The 15,663-nt window shown below is 70.6% G+C and carries 12 protein-coding genes and 1 rRNA gene; 3 read left to right on the forward strand and 10 right to left on the reverse strand.

Translation table 11 applies throughout. The features are described from left to right. The first annotated feature begins 31 nt into the window (after positions 1-31). Positions 32-1,390: a 4-aminobutyrate--2-oxoglutarate transaminase gene (gene gabT / locus P3T39_RS27650; RefSeq protein ID WP_280701714.1), complete on the forward strand. Its 1,359-nt coding sequence runs from the start codon at positions 32-34 to the stop codon at positions 1,388-1,390. Positions 1,391-1,788: 398 nt separating this feature from the next. Beyond that, complete coding sequence (locus tag P3T39_RS27655; RefSeq protein ID WP_280701715.1) at positions 1,789-2,406, forward strand: phosphatase PAP2 family protein; 618 nt, start codon at positions 1,789-1,791, stop codon at positions 2,404-2,406. On the opposite strand, the gene P3T39_RS27660 is transcribed toward P3T39_RS27655, so the two are convergent. After that, positions 2,393-2,740 (reverse strand): DUF2218 domain-containing protein, encoded by a 348-nt coding sequence (locus tag P3T39_RS27660; RefSeq protein WP_280701717.1) that lies wholly within the window; start codon positions 2,738-2,740, stop codon positions 2,393-2,395. The two genes, P3T39_RS27655 and P3T39_RS27660, sit on opposite strands and share 14 nt — an antisense overlap. Before the next feature lie 242 nt (positions 2,741-2,982). Between P3T39_RS27660 and P3T39_RS27665 the strand changes: the two genes are divergently transcribed. Then, positions 2,983-3,468 carry a MarR family transcriptional regulator gene (locus P3T39_RS27665; RefSeq protein WP_280701719.1) on the forward strand — a complete coding sequence of 162 codons (486 nt, stop codon included), beginning with the start codon at positions 2,983-2,985 and terminating at the stop codon, positions 3,466-3,468. Positions 3,469-3,555: 87 nt separating this feature from the next. On the opposite strand, the gene P3T39_RS27670 is transcribed toward P3T39_RS27665, so the two are convergent. The 9 genes from P3T39_RS27670 to rrf form a co-directional block, all read right to left on the reverse strand. Then, positions 3,556-4,311: a ZIP family metal transporter gene (locus P3T39_RS27670; RefSeq protein ID WP_280701720.1), complete on the reverse strand. Its 756-nt coding sequence runs from the start codon at positions 4,309-4,311 to the stop codon at positions 3,556-3,558. Positions 4,312-4,685: 374 nt separating this feature from the next. Next, complete coding sequence (locus tag P3T39_RS27675) at positions 4,686-6,281, reverse strand: restriction endonuclease (RefSeq protein WP_280701722.1); 1,596 nt, start codon at positions 6,279-6,281, stop codon at positions 4,686-4,688. A 465-nt stretch (positions 6,282-6,746) separates the two neighbouring features. Further along, on the reverse strand, positions 6,747-8,699 hold the full coding sequence (locus P3T39_RS27680; protein WP_280701723.1) for a hypothetical protein: 1,953 nt from the start codon (positions 8,697-8,699) through the stop codon (positions 6,747-6,749). Positions 8,700-8,944: 245 nt separating this feature from the next. Next, positions 8,945-9,598, reverse strand: coding sequence for a YigZ family protein (locus P3T39_RS27685; RefSeq protein WP_280701724.1), 654 nt, complete (start codon positions 9,596-9,598; stop codon positions 8,945-8,947). Between the two features lie 338 nt (positions 9,599-9,936). Continuing rightward, a complete protein-coding gene (locus P3T39_RS27690; RefSeq protein WP_280701726.1) occupies positions 9,937-11,226 on the reverse strand; it encodes an aldolase/citrate lyase family protein in 1,290 nt (429 codons plus the stop codon). A 222-nt stretch (positions 11,227-11,448) separates the two neighbouring features. Continuing rightward, the gene (locus P3T39_RS27695; RefSeq protein WP_280701727.1) at positions 11,449-13,179 is read right to left on the reverse strand and encodes a DUF2637 domain-containing protein; all 1,731 of its coding nucleotides are present in this window, start codon (positions 13,177-13,179) and stop codon (positions 11,449-11,451) included. Between the two features lie 172 nt (positions 13,180-13,351). Further along, a complete protein-coding gene (locus P3T39_RS27700; RefSeq protein ID WP_280701730.1) occupies positions 13,352-14,005 on the reverse strand; it encodes a response regulator transcription factor in 654 nt (217 codons plus the stop codon). After that, positions 13,957-15,393 (reverse strand): sensor histidine kinase, encoded by a 1,437-nt coding sequence (locus tag P3T39_RS27705; RefSeq protein WP_280701732.1) that lies wholly within the window; start codon positions 15,391-15,393, stop codon positions 13,957-13,959. Before P3T39_RS27705 ends, P3T39_RS27700 begins: the two co-directional genes overlap by 49 nt. Before the next feature lie 184 nt (positions 15,394-15,577). Then, positions 15,578-15,663, reverse strand: a 5S ribosomal RNA gene (rrf, locus tag P3T39_RS27710); the annotation flags it as partial.

Here is a 15,663-nt window from a genome sequence, read left to right on the forward strand (position 1 = left end):
AGACCGCGCCTTGAGAAACTTGGAGAACAGCATGAGTGCTGCAACGCCGCTCCCGCAGGAGCGCCGCCTCGTCACCGCGATCCCCGGCCCGAAGTCGCAGGAACTGCAGGCCCGCAAGCTGGGCGCGGTGGCCGCCGGTGTCGGCACCACCCTGCCGGTGTACGTCTCGCGCGCCAACGGCGGCGTACTGGAGGACGTGGACGGCAACTCGCTGATCGACTTCGGTTCCGGCATCGCCGTGACCAATGTCGGCAACAGCGCCGAGGCGGTCGTCGCCAAGGCGACCGAGCAGCTGGCCGCCTTCACCCACACCTGTTTCATGGTGACCCCCTACGAGGGCTACGTCGCCGTGGCCGAGCAGCTCAACGAGCTGACCCCGGGTGACCACGAGAAGCGCACCGCGCTGTTCAACTCGGGCGCCGAGGCCGTCGAGAACGCGGTGAAGATCGCCCGCGCTTACACCAAGCGCACCGCCGTCGTGGTCTTCGACCACGGCTACCACGGCCGCACCAACCTGACCATGGGCCTGACGGCGAAGAACATGCCGTACAAGCAGGGCTTCGGTCCGTTCGCCCCGGAGATCTACCGCGTTCCGGTCGCGTACCCCTACCGCTGGCTGACCGGCACCGAGAACTGCGCCGCCGAGGCCGCCGCCCAGGCGATCGAGATCATCACCAAGCAGATCGGCGCCGACAACGTCGCGGCGATCATCATCGAGCCGATCCAGGGCGAGGGCGGCTTCATCGAGCCGGCCAAGGGCTTCCTGCCGAAGATCATCGAGTTCGCCAAGGCCAACGGCATCGTCTTCGTCGCGGACGAGATCCAGACCGGCTTCTGCCGCACCGGCCAGTGGTTCGCCTGCGACGACGAGGGCATCGTCCCGGACCTGATCACCACCGCCAAGGGCATCGCCGGCGGTCTGCCGCTGGCCGCCGTGACCGGCCGTGCCGAGATCATGGACGCCGCGCACGCCGGTGGCCTGGGTGGCACCTACGGCGGCAACCCGGTGGCCTGCGCCGCCGCGCTGGGCGCCATCGAGACCATGAAGGAGCAGGACCTCAACGGCAGGGCGCAGCGGATCGGCGAGATCATGCTGGGCCGCCTGCGGGCCATGCAGGAGAAGTTCGACATCATCGGCGAGGTCCGTGGCCGCGGCGCGATGATCGCCGTCGAGCTGGTCAAGCCCGGCACCAAGGACGCCAACCCGGAGGTCACCGCGGCGATCGCCAAGGCGTGCCACGCCGAGGGCCTGGTCGTGCTGACCGCCGGCACCTACGGCAACGTGCTGCGCTTCCTGCCGCCGCTGGTGATCCCGGAGCACCTGCTGACCGAGGGCCTGGACATCATCGAGGGCGCGTTCGCGCTCGAAGGCGCGTTCAAGGGCGCCTGATCCGGGCGTCGGTGTCTCACCGGCTCCCGGAAGGAGCGGGCTCGGTCCTGGCGGCCGGGCCCGCTCCGTCGTTCCGTCGTTCGAGGTCAGCACACCTCTTGCAGCGCCCCGCCAACGACGGCCGGCCTGGCGTGGAGGTTGTAATCCCACTGGTGAAGATGCTGTGCGAAACTGACGGACCGCCTCGGCCCCGCAGCGGCTTTGACGTACTGTCGTGACAGATGGACAGCGAGTTGCAGCCCTCAGTAACACCGCCCGCCGCCCCGATGGGGGCGGCCGGTCCCGAAGACCGATCGACCGACCGTCCGGCCCACACCCCCCGGGGCGCACGGAACGGCGATCACCACAGCCGCCCTGGAGCTCTCCCCCCTGCTCCGGGGCGGCTTTCGCATGCTGTCGTGCCCCTGACACTTCTGCTGGTGCTCGCGGTGATCTCCTGGCAGGTCGCCGCCCACGGTCCACTGCTCGACCTGGACACCGCCGTCCGCCGCACCGTCCACGAGCTGCACCGGCAGCTGCACAGCTCCGTGCTCGACCGGTTCGGAGTGCTCCTCGCCGATCTCGGCAACTCCGTTCCGGCGATCCCCGTACTGCTCGGCGCGGCCGCCCTGGCCGCCTGGCGGCAGTGGCGGTCGGGCCTGCGGCGCTGGTGGCCGCCGCTGCCGACGGCCACCCTGGCCGCGGTTCTGATCCCGCTGCTGGTCGTACCCGCGAAGGCGTGGTTCGCCCGGACGGGGCCGCTCGGACTTCCGCTCACCCCCGGCGAGTGGGGCTGGTACCCGTCCGGACACACCGCCACCTCCGCCATCGCCTACGGCGTGGGCTCCCTGCTGCTCGGACGCACCCTCACGGCGGCAGCCCGGCGGCTGCTCCACGCCGGCACCGCGCTGCTCTGCCTGGGAGTCGGGGCCGGCCTGGTGTGGAGCGACTTCCACTGGCTGCTGGACGTGACCGCCAGCTGGTGTCTGGCCGCAGTGCTGCTGTGGAGCCTGGACCGCTGGGTCAGGCTCCGCTGACCTGGCCGTCCTCGCTGTCGTTGCGGTGGACCAGGCCCGGCTCTCCGCTGTCGCGGCGCCACTCGACCACCAGCTCGTCACGGCTGCCGAAGCGCACCAGGTGACGCCCGACCACGTCCTCCAGACCAGGCAGGCTCTCCGCCGCTCCCTCGACGGTCAGCAGCAGGGCGCCCGGCTCGGCGACCAGGGTGGCGGCCCCGGCGCCGAAGACCACACGGCCGCGGCCGGTCTCCTCGGACCAGTCGGCCTCGACCTTGCGCCCCAGATGGGCCGCCAGCTGCTTGCCGTAGCGCGCCGGACGATCGGTGGCGACACGGGCTTCGGAACGGGACATGAGTACTCCAGCGCTCGGACGGTCGGCATTCGCGAGATCCACCGCGCGGCACGAAAGGGCGGCGCGGGAAGCTTCACGCTTCACAGGAGGCAACTTAGGCTGCCCTCACCTGGATCAGCCTAGCCCAGATACTGAGTATGGCTCAAGATGTTATTGGAGCCGCATACCTCGGACTGCCCGATACCCTGGCCTCACTCTCCCCAGCCTTCGGTCTGGGACACACCTGAGCCGGGAGCCCGACCATGACCATCTCGCCCACCGACACCGCAGCGGAGCTCTCGGACGCGCTGACCCGGGCGATGAAGCGGATCAGGCGGCAGACCATGACCCGGCTGGAGCCCTACGGCATCACCCCCGGCCAGGCACGCGCCCTGCGTGTACTGGCCTTCGCCCCCGGCTGCGAGAGCCGCGAGACCATGCGGCTCAGCCAGCTCGCCGACCATCTGCACATCGCCCCGCGCTCGGCGACCACGGTGGTGGACGCGCTGGAGGAGGTCGGCCTGGTCGAGCGGACCCCGGACCCGGCCGACCGGCGCGCCGTCCGCGTGGTGCTGACCGCCGACGGCCACGCCGCCCTGGAGCGGATCTCCCAGGTCCGCCACGAAGTGGCCCAGGAGTACTTCGCCCCGATCAGCCCGGGCGAGCAGGAGGCACTGCTGCAGGCGCTGCGCAGCGCCGAGGCAGCCTACGAGTCGGCACGGTGCACCACCCGGGGCGCAGCGCACTGAGGCCGACGGCCGCGCTCACCGGGACCGCCGCACAGGCTGTCGCCGGGCTGACCCGCGCGCGGACGTCCCGGTCAGCGGACGTCCCGGTCAGTCGGCCAGGCCGACCACCAGCCACATGAACCCCACCCCCAGCAGCGTGCACAGCAGGGTCGAGCGTGAGGGATGCGGGCTGTGGGCCTCGGGGAGGATGTCCGAGGTCGCCAGGTAGAGCAGGAAGCCCGCGAAGAAGCCCAGATAGAGGCCGAGCATCCGTTCCGGGATGGTGAACAGCAGGGTGACCGCGGCCCCAGTCACCGGTGCCAGCGCATCCGCCCCGAGCAGGGCCAGCGCCCGCGCCCTGTTGTTCCCGTACATCCGGGTGATCGTGTACGTGTTGAAGCCGTCCGCGAAGTCGTGGGCCACCACCGCGATCGCCACCACCGTGCCCACCGTGGTCCCGGCCTGGAAGGCGGCGCCGATCGCGAAGCCGTCCATCAGACTGTGTCCGACCAGTGCGCCCGCCGCGGCCAGCCCGACACCCTGACGTCCGCCGTGCGCGTGGTCGTGTCCGTGTGTGTGGGCCGCGTACTCGCCCTCGTGCCCCCGGTGGATGGCCACGGCGCGCTCCACGACGTGGATCGTCAGAAAGCCCGCCGCGAACAGCAGCAGCGCCTGCGGCACCCCGTGGACCTTCTCCGGCGCGGCATGCAATGCCTCGGGCAGCAGGTCGAAGGCGACCACCCCGAGCATCAGCCCGGCAGCGAAGCCGAGCACCAGATGCCGCCGGTCACCGGTCCGCTGGGCGACGAAGCCGCCGATCAGGGTCATGAGGAAGGCTGCGGCAGCGACGAGTACGGCGGTCATCCCGTTCACTCCCCCGGGTCGAGGGCAGTCCGCCTTCGCGTCCCGCCGGGCGGGCGGTCGTAATGGCCGGGCGGCCGCGCTGATACCGCTGCCCGCAGGCGAGGTCCGCCCGGCCGGGCCCGGTTGTGCCGAAGCCCTCCGCCAAGCCTGCGGCCGCCCCCGGAGCTGTCGCGCGCCGGATCGCCCGTCGGGGTGACGCCGCGCCCTGCGCCCGCGGCCTTGCGTTCGGTGGAGCACGACCGGCGAATCGGCGACCCCTCATCGCCGCCGACCGGCTTCGCATCGGACGGGGCTGTCGAACCGGCCTGCCGGTCCAGCCTGCCGGACCGGGCTGCCGGACCGGGCTGCAGACCGGGCTGCCGCTCGGGGATGCCTCAGTCGCCCATCGCGAGCGGCAGGCCGAGATGAGTCTGCGTCAGCTCCCTTACGCCATCGCCGTCCACCAAGTGGATCTGCTCGTAGGGCGCAGTACCCGACAGGTCTAGGGCGGCGTCGGAGAAACGCCCGCTGGTCAGTCGCAGGCCGCGATCGGCGCCTTCCTCCCTGACCGCCTCGGCGAGTGTCCTGAGTTCCTCGACCGCGACCGGGTCGGACCCCCGGGAGGCCCACACCACCCAGCGGCCGGGCAGCGCGCTGCCGGCATCGCCCTCGCCGGTCGCGACCAGCCCGGCTGCACCGCGCAGCCGTACGCTCCAGCCGGCAAGCCCGCCCCGGGTGAGCAAGTCACGGACCAGATGGGCGAATTCGTTGGGCGACAGGTCCGCCACCGTGGGGACGGCGGAGCCCGCAGCACCACTCTGTTCGACCGCGACGAGTGCATACGGATCAGGCGTGACCGCGGCGGCCAGCTCGCGCAGCCGGACCAGGGCCTCGTCCTGCTCGGCGTCCGCATAGACACCGTCCCCGTAACCGTGCTCGACCTCCTCCTCACCGAGTGGGGCGGGACCGGACGGGAGCAGGCGGGTACGGGCCAGGGCGTCCCTGTCGGCATCCACACTGAGCAGGCAGACCGCCGCGCCGGAGGGCGTCTCGCGCAGCCAGCCGTTGAGGACCACCCCGGCCAGTATCTCGTCGGTGTCCACTGCGTCCGCAGCCTGGAGAGCGCGCAGCACGAGGCGGGCGGCGAGCCGCAGGTAGTCCGCCGCACGGTCGGCCGACGGGCGGGGTACCGGCTCGATCTCACCGGACGGCGTCAACCGGTAGCCGGAGAGCGAGGGCACCAGGTCGAGCGGGGGCAGGTCCAGGTCCAGCACGGCGGTACGGGTGAGCGGGCGGAACACGGCCCGGCAAGGGGCCGGGAGGTCCTGGGTTGCGCCCTCGGCGGCGGCGAGGGCTCGCTCCAGCAGTGACTCGACCGCTGCGGGCTCGGCCAGCCGGTATGCCCGGCGGCACTCCTCCAGGGTCTCGTTGTACTCGCGGACGGCCCGCGCCCGCGCCTGCTCGGCCTGCTCGTGCGCCGCTCGCGCCGCCATCGCACCGGAGTCGGCGGCCTCGGCCCGGCGGGTGCGCCACTCGCGCAGCTCGCGCTGGTGGCGCAGGCGGGCCTGGGCGAGTTCGCGCTGGTAGCCGGAGTCCAACAGGCGGCGGGAGGGCGCCTCGTCCGGGTCGGCGGCGGGCGGCTCGGGCGGGGCGTAGTCCTCCCAGCGAGGCTCGGCCTCGGCGGTCGGGTCCGGCTCACCGGCCAGGTACGGGCGGGGCTCGTAGCTGCGCAGCTGGCTCTCGAAGTCCATGGCGGAGACGGGCAGCGCGGCCCGGCGTAGCAAGTCCGCGAGGCGCTCGTGCTCGGCCTGGACGGTGAGCGTCCGGTGGTGGGTCAGGGCGGCAGCGCGGCCGTGCGCGGCCACCGATTCCTCCGGCGAAGTCCCTTGTTCGGGCACGTCTGCTCCCAGATCGCGGAAGACCGAGGCCAGGAAGCCCGGTTGGAGGACTGGGGCAGTACCGTCCGGCTGACTCTCGGGTGAGTACTGCATCGGCGGTCGTTCCCCCATGCTCGTCTGCGCTTGTCCGCTCGGGCCCGTTGGTGCCCACTCGGACCCTTCCTGGGCAGCATTGTCCACCGTTCCGGCGCGCAGGTCAGCCAAGCTCTTCAGTTGGTAGGGGTGTTGACCTCCTGTGGGGGACGGGTGCCCTGTTCATCCGCTCAGCTCGCCGGGCCGGTCGGCCAGGCCGGCCCGGGCTTCGGCGGATCGGCCGGTCGGTTCGGTGGGACGGTTCAGTGGGTGGTTCAGCACGGTGGTTGAGTGGGGTGGTTGAGTGGGTGGTCGGATGAGTTCGGCAGATCGGTTCGCGGGGTCGGTTCGCGAGGTCGGTTCGCGAGGTCAGTTCGCGAGGTCAGTTCGCGAGGTCGGTTCGCGGGGTCGGTTCGCGAGGTCGGTTCGCGAGGTCAGTTCGCGAGGTCAGTTCGCGAGGTCGGTTCGCGAGGTCGGTTCGCGAGGTCAGTTCGTCCGGGTGTTGGTGAGGTGGAGTCCGATGTAGCCGACGTAGATCCGGCCGCTGCCCGAACAGTCGTCCAGGTAGTGCAGACGGGGAGCCGTCCGGCCGCCACCGATGCGAAGGTGCGCGCCCATGAACGCGCGCCGGGACACATCCACGCACTCCGGCACGGGAAGCATCCGTTCGCGCTTCCACTTGGTGTGGCTCTCGACCGTTCGCGACTCTCCGCGCACCGCCTTGCGCGGCGGGAAGTGGTGGCAGCCGGGCGGGGTGTGCTCGCACCACTGCTTGAAGTCGCCGCCCGCCTCACCGCGAACCGCAGCCGCCGCATACTCCTGAAGGGCCGTCAGCCCCTCCCAGGCCAGTCGGGCCCACCCTGCGCCGTCCGCCTGGCCGTCCAGTGCAAGCGTCTCCTTCTGATCGCCGGTGAAATCCACCAGCGGGAACTCGGTGAAGCGGCAGACCAGTTCGCTGAAACTGGCGGGCATCGAATCCTCGAACGGATCCGCCGCTATGTCCGCACGTCGAAACCGGTCGAGCGACTCCGGTGACGTGACCGTGCAGAGCCGCCCGGCCGACACCGCCCGGACCTGCACACCCACCCGGCGGAGCGCGCCGTACTGCTCCTCGCCCTCGGCCCAGCGATCCCGCCAGCGAGGGGCGTGCAGGCTGCGGCCGAACAGCTGCGACTCCTCGGCTGGACGGGGCCCGTCGGTCTCCGTGCCGGCAGTGGACTGCCGCAACGACAGAGAAAGCTGTGCCTGAGATGACGAATGCGACTGCTGTGACGGCAGTGGTGACTCCGGGCGAGCAACCCTCTTCGTCTCGACCGGAACCTGAAGGGGCGGGACGGCCAGCAGCAGTGGCACCGGAGGCAGCTCGGCGGCCACTCGACGAGGCTCTCGGGAGAGCAGGGCGGCGGCGCGGCGGATGTCCTCCTCGATCCGCTGGCGGGCCAGCACCGGGTGCCGGGTGCCGTCCAGCCGGGAGGCGGGGTCGATCTCGGGCAGGTAGGTGCGGACCGCGCCGCCGTACACCTTGTGGTACTCCAGTGCGACGTTGAAGAGCGGGAGGGCCGCATGGTCCAGCACGTAGAGCACCGCCAGGCCGGTCAGTTGGCGCATCAGCGGCTCGACCGTACCGGCGAACCACTCGCCGAGCGGAACACCGGAGGGGACGCTGGCAACGATCGTCGGGAGACGGCGGTCGGGATCGCAGAGTTCGTCGATCAAGGCGTCGACCTCGTCGGGGGTCACCAGGCGGGCCACGGGGCCGACGGCAGCCGGGCCGTCCATCGCGTCCAGCAGCGGGAGGAGCGTGCGGGCCAGTTCGGGAACCGGAACCCGGCCGACCGTCCGGACCCCGGAGCCGGACGCCAGGTGCTCGGCCTCCAGCCGGACCCAGGTCTGCGGACCAGCCGTGGCGGCAGCGGAGGCGGAGAGGGTCGAAGGGGTGGTGGTCGCTATGGTGAGGGTCAGTTGATGCGTGCCGTGCGGGGCGGGGGTCCGAAGCCGGCGACGGGTGTAGTGGCCGATGGCTGGGGTGTCCTGCGGTGCCGCCGTTGGGCCTTCGCGTGCTGGACCTTCGCGTGTGGGGCCCGACTGTGGCGGTAGCACCGCCGTCGGCGGCAGGGCTTCTGGTGGCGGTGGGATCTCCGGTGACGGTGACACTGCCCGCAACGGACCGAAATCCCGGTCCAGCAGGATCCGTTCACCCAGGCGCAGGCGTTCGGTGGACGATGGCGGCGGATCGGCTGTCCAGGGCGCGTCCGCCCCGGGTGGGGGCTCCTCGCAGCCCTCTTCCTTCAGCCAGGCCGCCAACTGCTGGTCCGCCAGGGCGACCGCCTCCTCGTAAGGCAGCGGAGTGGCAACCGTCATCCGGTAGGGCACGGCCTGGCCGAACTGACCCGGCGGCTCGGATGCTTGGCCCCTGGACGGAGTGTGCTCCGGAGTCATGCGCGGTACCTCCTGTGGTGCGGCGGTGGGGTCTGAAGTCCTCCATCAGTGGTTTGGCCTACGGATTCCGCCGAGCCCGGCGCCGGGGACGGATCCTTGCCCTGGGAAACGCAATCTCCGGCAGCGGAAGTTCCAACTCCCGGCATGGTTAATTCGTTCGAGTGTCATGTGGACTTCGTGCGACCGCCATCACAGCCGGAAAGGCGATCTGCGCCGTACTCGAACCAGCCAGTCGCGCAAGGGTGTCAGACCGGGACCTCGACAAAGGTCCGGCCCGCCGCCACCGCCTCGGCAGCGCCACCGGTGGCTTCCGCGAGCCAAGTTCGAAAGGCTGTCACCTCGGGCTCGGGCACCCCGACCTCGATGCGGACCCCCGTCGCCTCGTAAGCCAGATCGGTCACCGCATAGCCGGCCGCACGCAGGTCGTTCTCCAACCGGCCGGCCCTGGTGTGGTCCACCGCCACGGCGAGCAGCGCCACCGGACGGCGCTCCAGCAGTCCGATCGCGTCCACCGCCTCGGAGACCGCGCTCCCGTAGGCCCGCACCAGTCCGCCCGCACCGAGTTTGATCCCACCGAAGTACCGGGTGACCACGGCGACCGTGTCGGTCAGGCCGCGCCTGCGCAGCACCTCCAGCATCGGCACACCCGCCGTGCCACCGGGCTCCCCGTCGTCGCTGGAGCGCTCGCGCGGCTGCTCGCCACCGACCACGAAAGCCGTGCAATTGTGCCGGGCATCCCAGTACTGCTTGCGGATGCCGGCGATGAAAGCCTGCGCCTCGTCCTCATCCGAGACCCTTGCCAGGTGGCAGATGAACCGGGACTTCTTGATCTCGATCTCGTGACTGCCGGAGCTCCGGATCGTCAGATACGGCTTCGGACTCGGACTCGGCTCCGACATGGCGCGGTGGATCTCCGTAGCTGCGAATGGGCGGAAAGCGGAAAGCTGGCGGGGTCTTGTCGACCCCGCCAGCTTAACCACCGGCCTCCGTCCGCTCAGGACGGCTTCCGTGGCGGCTGACCGCGCGATGGGCGGCACCTGCGCCCCGCAGCTGCAACTCTGCGCCCCTGCATTTCCGGGCTCGGCGGATTTCCGGGGTCAGTGCTTCCTTCGAGGCCAACAACTCCGAGGCCAACGGCTCCGAGGCCAACGGCTCCGAGATCAACGGCTCCGAAGTGTTCAGCTCCGAGGTCGGCAACCCGCAGGGGTAACAACCCGCACGGCAGCGGCCCGCGAGGTCAACGGCCCGCGAGCGTGTCCAGCTGCTTGCGGTCCAGGCCCGTCAGCTCGGTGACCTCGGCCAGGTCCACGGCCCCGCAGTCCAGGCCACGCAGCACGTAGCCGCTGAGCGCCTTGGCCGTGGCGGGCTCGTCCATCACATCACCGCCGGCCTTCGCGACGTACGCCGCGAGGCGGGCGGAGGCAGTCGCCAGGCCCTCGCGGTAGAACGCGTACACGGCTGCGTAGCGGGTCGGCAGATGGGCCGGGTGCATGTCCCAGCCCTGGTAGTAGGCGCGAGCGAGCGAGCGCCGGACGAGGCCGTGGTGCAACTTCCACGCCGCGTGCACCTGCTCCGTCGAGCCGGTCGGGATCACGTTGGTGGAACCGTCCGAGAGCCGGACTCCGGTACCGGCAGCCGCCACCTGCATCACGGCCTTCGCGTGGTCGGCGACCGGGTGGTCCATACTCTGGTAGGCCGCGCTGACCCCGCAGGAGGCGCTGTAGTCGAAGGTGCCGTAGTGCAGACCCGTGGCCCGGCCCTCGGCCGCGTCGATCATCCGGGCGACGGTGGCCCGGCCGTCGGGTCCGAGAATGGCCTGGGTGGTCTCGATCTGGATCTCGAAGCCGATCCGCTTCGCCGGCAGCCCCGCCCGCTGCTCGAAGTCCTCCAGCAGCTGCACGAGCGCGGTGACCTGCTCCACGTAGGTGACCTTGGGGAGCGTGAGCACCAGCCCCTCGGGCAGACCGCCCTCGGCGAGCAGCGTGGAGAGGAAGAGCTCCAGGGTACGGATGCCACGGTCCCGGACCGCCGCCTCCATGCACTTGATCCGGATACCGATGTACGGCGGCGCGGTGCCGCCCGCCACGGCAGCGGACAGCAGCTGCGCGGCACGGACGGCTGCCGCATCCTCTTCGGCGTCCGGGCGCGGACCGTAGCCGTCCTCGAAGTCGATCCGCAGGTCCTCGATCGGCTCGCGCTCCAGCTTGGCGCGCACCCGGGCGTGCACATCCGCGAGCAGCTCGTCGGCGGGGAGGCCGAGCGCGGCAGCCAGCTGGGCCGGGGTACCGGCGTGGGTGTCGAACGCCAGCAGCGCCTCGCGCCCCCAGGTCTGCACGGTCTCCGCGTCGAAGGTGTCGGCCGGGACGTACACCGTGTGGACAGGCTGCCGGGTACCCGGCTCACCCGGGTAACGGCGCGCCAGCTCGGCATCGACCGGTGCGAGCAGGGCCTCCACGGCAGCTCGGGCGGTAGGCGAGAACGACGCTCCGCGCTCGGGCTTGCTGCCGTCCACCTCGACCTGCGACATCGGAGCTCCTCCACCTGCAGATGTTCAACAATTTGTTGATGCGAAGGTAGTGGCGGGAAGCGCAGGGCGTCAATGGCCGCCCGACAGCCGGACGGCGACCGCGCAGGTGCGCGGCCGCCGTCCGGCTGTATCTACAAGGGTGTCTGCTCCGGCATGGTGCCCGCTCCGGCGTGAGTGCCCACTCCGGCCGCTCGGGCCGTTCTCGCTGCCGGCTTCGCGCTGTCAGTCACGCCCGGAGGCGACGTACCGGTCCTGGAGCTGCGACCAGATCACATCGAGCTCGGCCGGGTTCACCGAGCCGTCCGGGCGAGAGCCGACCACTCCCTGCTCGGCGGACAGGTACTGCGCCAGACGCTTCGGGTCGGGCTGGTGACCGTACTGGTCGATGTAACCGATCAACGCCTCGAAGCAGACATCGGCGTCCAGCGGGGCAGCGGCGGGGCGCCGGTCGTACTCGGCCCTCTCGAAGGCCGCCTCAGCACCGGACCCCGTCACGGCGCCGATGTCGCCCGCGCCCTCGGCCTCGGAAGCAGACCGCGACCCGGCCGCCGCCCCAGCCGACGGACCGTCAATCAGCGTCGCCTGGGCGGCGGTCTGCTGCATGGACCCACCGTTCACGACCACCGCCTCGGGCACCAGCTGCTCCAGCCGGACCGGACGCGGCCCACGCGGCCCGACCGGCGCCGGACCCCGTGCAGCCCCGCTCGGGCCCTGAGCGGCCGGCATCTGCACAGTCTGCGCCTGCGCCGCCCGCGCCTCGACGGCTTCGGCGGAGGCGAGCGGCGTCTGAACGACCGGGCCCGTCTCCTCACCGGCCGGCCGGGGGACACGCGGCGGCTTGAACCACGGCGACATCTGACCCGGCACCCGAGCGGTGTTCGTCTGCGCCTGCTGCGCGTGCGTCTGGACAGCACGCGCCGTCCAGACGTTCAGCTCCGACTGGACGGGAGCCGGGGTCGGCTCCTCGCTCGCAGGGACGTTGGCATCGCGCAGCCGAACAGCTGCCAGCTTCGCCAGCGTCGGCGCGACCGCCGCGGACACCGGAGCCGCCGCCGACACCGGAGCCGCAGGAGCCGCAGGAGCTGCCGCCGCGTGCTCTGCTCCGGCCTGCCCGGTCCCAGCCTGTGCGATCACCGCTTGGGGGGGTCCGGCGTTCGGCGCGGCGACATGCCCTGCCTCGATCTGTCCGATCCCGGCCTGACCGGTCGAGGCGACCTGAGTCGGCTGAGCAGCCTGGACGGCCTGCTCGGGTTGGGCGGCCGCTACGGAGTCCAGCGGGCCGTCGATCCGGTCCAGGACGCTCGGATCGAGCGGCACACCGTACTTGGCCAGCTTCAGCGGCAGCAGCGCCTGGAACGGCGCCGAACGGCGCCAGCCACGCCCGTACCGGAACCTCAACTGCGCCCGGTACACCAGCCGGTTCTGCTCCAGCCGAACCGTTTCGTCGTAGGAACGCAGTTCCCAGAGCTTCATTCGCCGCCAGAGCCGGAACGTCGGTACGGGCGAGAGCACCCAGCGCATCAGCCGGACCGACTCCATGTGCCGGTCCGCCGTGATCGCCGCGATCCGGCCGACAGCGTGCCGCGAAGCCTCGACGACAACGACGAACAGCACGGGGATGACAGCGTGCATCGCCATCCCGAGTGCGTCACCCCAGGAGGCCGCCGCGTTGAAGGCGATCGTCGCGCCCGTCAGCAGCCACGCGGTCTGGCGGAGGAGTGGGAAAGGTATCCGAAGCCACGTCAGAACCAGGTCCAGCGCCAGCAGAACGACGATCCCGGCGTCCACACCGATCGGGAAGGCATACGCGAACGAGCCGAAGCCCTTCTGCAACGCCAGCTCGCGCACAGCGTTGTAGGAGCCGGCGAACCCGATGCCCGAGATCACGCAGGCTCCGGCCGCGACCACACCGAGCAGAGCCCGGTGAGCACGGGTAAGGGATGGACGTGCCATTCGTTTATCAACCCCTGGAACTCGGCTGCTGCCGTGCGCGACCGTCGCTGCCGGATTCACTCTCATATCGGGTGCGGGATCACCGCACGACCGACCGTCTCGGCCCCCCGGATACTACTCGTACGCGCGTTCCTGTTCCGGCCTGCCTCCGGTCGCCGCGGGGTTGGAACGGCTACGAAGGAGCACCGTTGAGGTGCGCCAGCACCGCGAGAACCCGACGGTTGGCGTCCTCGGCAGGGGCCAGTTCCAACTTGGTGAAGATATTGGCAATGTGCTTGGCCACCGCGCCATCGCTGATGGTCAGCCGGGCCGCGATAGCGGAGTTGGAGCAGCCCTCCGCCATCAGTTCCAGCACCTCCCGTTCCCTCGGTGACAGGTGTTGCAAGGGCTGTGAACTAGCCCGGCTCTGCAGCAACTTGGCGATGACATCCGGGTCCATCGCGGTCCCCCCGGCGGCCACCCGGTGCACCGCATCAATGAACTGCTCGGCGTTGAACACCCGGTCCTTCAGCAGGTATCCGATGCCACCGGAGCCATCCGCCAACAGCTCACGGGCATAGAGCTGTTGGACGTGCTGCGAGAGCACCAGCACCGGCAGACCGGGGATCTGCCGCCGGGCGGCCAGCGCCGCCTGGAGGCCCTCGTCCGTAAGCGTCGGGGGCAACCGGACATCCACCACTGCGACATCAGGCCTGTGTTCAAGCAGGGCCTCCAGCAACTGGGGGCCCGTCTCGACCGCCGCCGCAATGGTGAAACCATGTGCCTCCAGGAGGCGGGTCAGGCCCTCTCGGAGAAGGTAGAGGTCCTCTGCGAGGACAACGCGCACGGCAACTCCATGGTGATCGTGGTCGGACCGCCCGCCGGACTGCTGAGCGACAGGACTCCATCGAAGGTACCCAACCGCCTTTCGATTCCACGCAGCCCGCTACCACGCTCCGGATTCGCACCGCCGTGCCCGTCGTCCGTCACGGTGATCCGCAGCTGACCGGCCCGGAAGAGGATGTCCACCCAAACCTGCTGAGCCCCCGAGTGCTTGGCCGCATTGGCCAGCAACTCACTGACGCAGAAGTACGCAGCCGCCTCCACAGGAGCCTCCGGCCGCGTCGGCAGACTCACCGTCACCTCCGTGTTCTGCGCGCTGTCCAGAGCAAGTGCTCGAACCGCGTCACCCAGGCCGCGCTCCGCCAGCACTGGCGGGTGTATGCCGCGTACCAGATCCCGAAGCTCCTGCAGGGCCTTGGCCGATGACTGGCGCGCCTCGGCGAGCAGCTCCCGCGCAGCCGGTGGGTCGGTCTCCATCAGGTGCTCGATCGTGCCCAACGTCATCCCGATCGCCACCAGCCGGGCCTGGGCCCCGTCGTGCAGATCCCTCTCGATCCTGCGGAGCTCGGCCGCCTGGCTCCCCACGGCGTCGGCGCGCGAGCTGGTCAGATGCTCCACCCGCTTGGTCAGCCGGGCCTTGTCCCAGGCACCCGGTGTCTGCGGATCGAGCGTCCGTCGCATCCATTGCCCGTACTGCCGGACGGCAGACGGCGCCATCAGGAGACCGACGGCTGCGAGCACCAGCCCCACGAAGACCATGGCCAACGGTTGCAGGACGGGCACGAGGATGAAGAGGCGGAAGCTGTAGACATCGCTCACGCCCTGGTAGGAATCCCGGAGCTGCACGATCGCCGTACCCACCCCGAACACGAACAGCCCCAGGCAGGGCACCGCCAGGACAGCGGCCAGCACCCCGTTCACCACGAGCCACTTGAGATCGCGCCAGGTCTGCTGATCCGTTGCCACTGTCCGGACGGAGAGCGCCAGATCCGCCGTGCGCCGGTCTCGGTAGTACGAGTGGCCGGTCCACCAATGCCCCCGCTCGTCCTGCGTCAAGGGTGGGGCGGTCACGTAGTTCTGCGGGATACGAGCGCCGAACCACGCCTCGGCGCGACGTCGGGACCAGCGGGTGTTCAGCCGGGCAGCCCAGACCAGACCCACCGGCCACGCAGCTGCCGCCAGAAAGGCGAACAGCAGGCCCGGCGGCTCAAGGCCCCACCTCCCGAGCACACCGGCAAGGGACAGCCCCGCCCACACCAGCAGGGCAAAGGGTGCCAGCCCGGCTTGAATCGCTATCTGCAGGCACCGTAGCTGTGCCTGCAACCCCTCAACTGCCTTTTCCCGCCCCTCGTTCGTCCACCTGGCCATCGCCGGCAAGCTCTGACTCGCCATCGGGACCCCTCCGCTCGTTCCTGACGCTTCGGGTATCAGTCTGTCCGGGCTTCCTCTCGGGTGCACTGGCCCCTGGACCCGACTTTGAGGTGGACCTAGCACCACCCGCCGGGCAAAAAGCATTATGAAAACAAAAAAGCCGTGGCCCCCAGCGAATCGCTGGGGGCCACGGCTATCAAAATTTGTTCGGCGGCGTCCTACTCTCCCACAGGGTCCCCCCTGCAGTACCATCGGCGCTACGAGGCTTAGCTTCCGGGTTCGGAATGTAAC

Source organism: Kitasatospora sp. GP82 (assembly GCF_029892105.1).
Lineage (GTDB): Bacteria > Actinomycetota > Actinomycetes > Streptomycetales > Streptomycetaceae > Kitasatospora.

Coding starts and splice junctions, on each gene's coding strand:
- gabT (WP_280701714.1), top strand. CDS start 32: ATGAGTGCTGCAACGCCGCTCCCGCAGGAGCGCCGCCTCGTCACCGCG.
- P3T39_RS27660 (WP_280701717.1), bottom strand. CDS start 2,740: ATGTCCCGTTCCGAAGCCCGTGTCGCCACCGATCGTCCGGCGCGCTAC.
- P3T39_RS27665 (WP_280701719.1), top strand. CDS start 2,983: ATGACCATCTCGCCCACCGACACCGCAGCGGAGCTCTCGGACGCGCTG.
- P3T39_RS27670 (WP_280701720.1), bottom strand. CDS start 4,311: ATGACCGCCGTACTCGTCGCTGCCGCAGCCTTCCTCATGACCCTGATC.
- P3T39_RS27675 (WP_280701722.1), bottom strand. CDS start 6,281: ATGCAGTACTCACCCGAGAGTCAGCCGGACGGTACTGCCCCAGTCCTC.
- P3T39_RS27680 (WP_280701723.1), bottom strand. CDS start 8,699: ATGACTCCGGAGCACACTCCGTCCAGGGGCCAAGCATCCGAGCCGCCG.
- P3T39_RS27685 (WP_280701724.1), bottom strand. CDS start 9,598: ATGTCGGAGCCGAGTCCGAGTCCGAAGCCGTATCTGACGATCCGGAGC.
- P3T39_RS27690 (WP_280701726.1), bottom strand. CDS start 11,226: ATGTCGCAGGTCGAGGTGGACGGCAGCAAGCCCGAGCGCGGAGCGTCG.
- P3T39_RS27695 (WP_280701727.1), bottom strand. CDS start 13,179: ATGGCACGTCCATCCCTTACCCGTGCTCACCGGGCTCTGCTCGGTGTG.
- P3T39_RS27705 (WP_280701732.1), bottom strand. CDS start 15,393: ATGGCGAGTCAGAGCTTGCCGGCGATGGCCAGGTGGACGAACGAGGGG.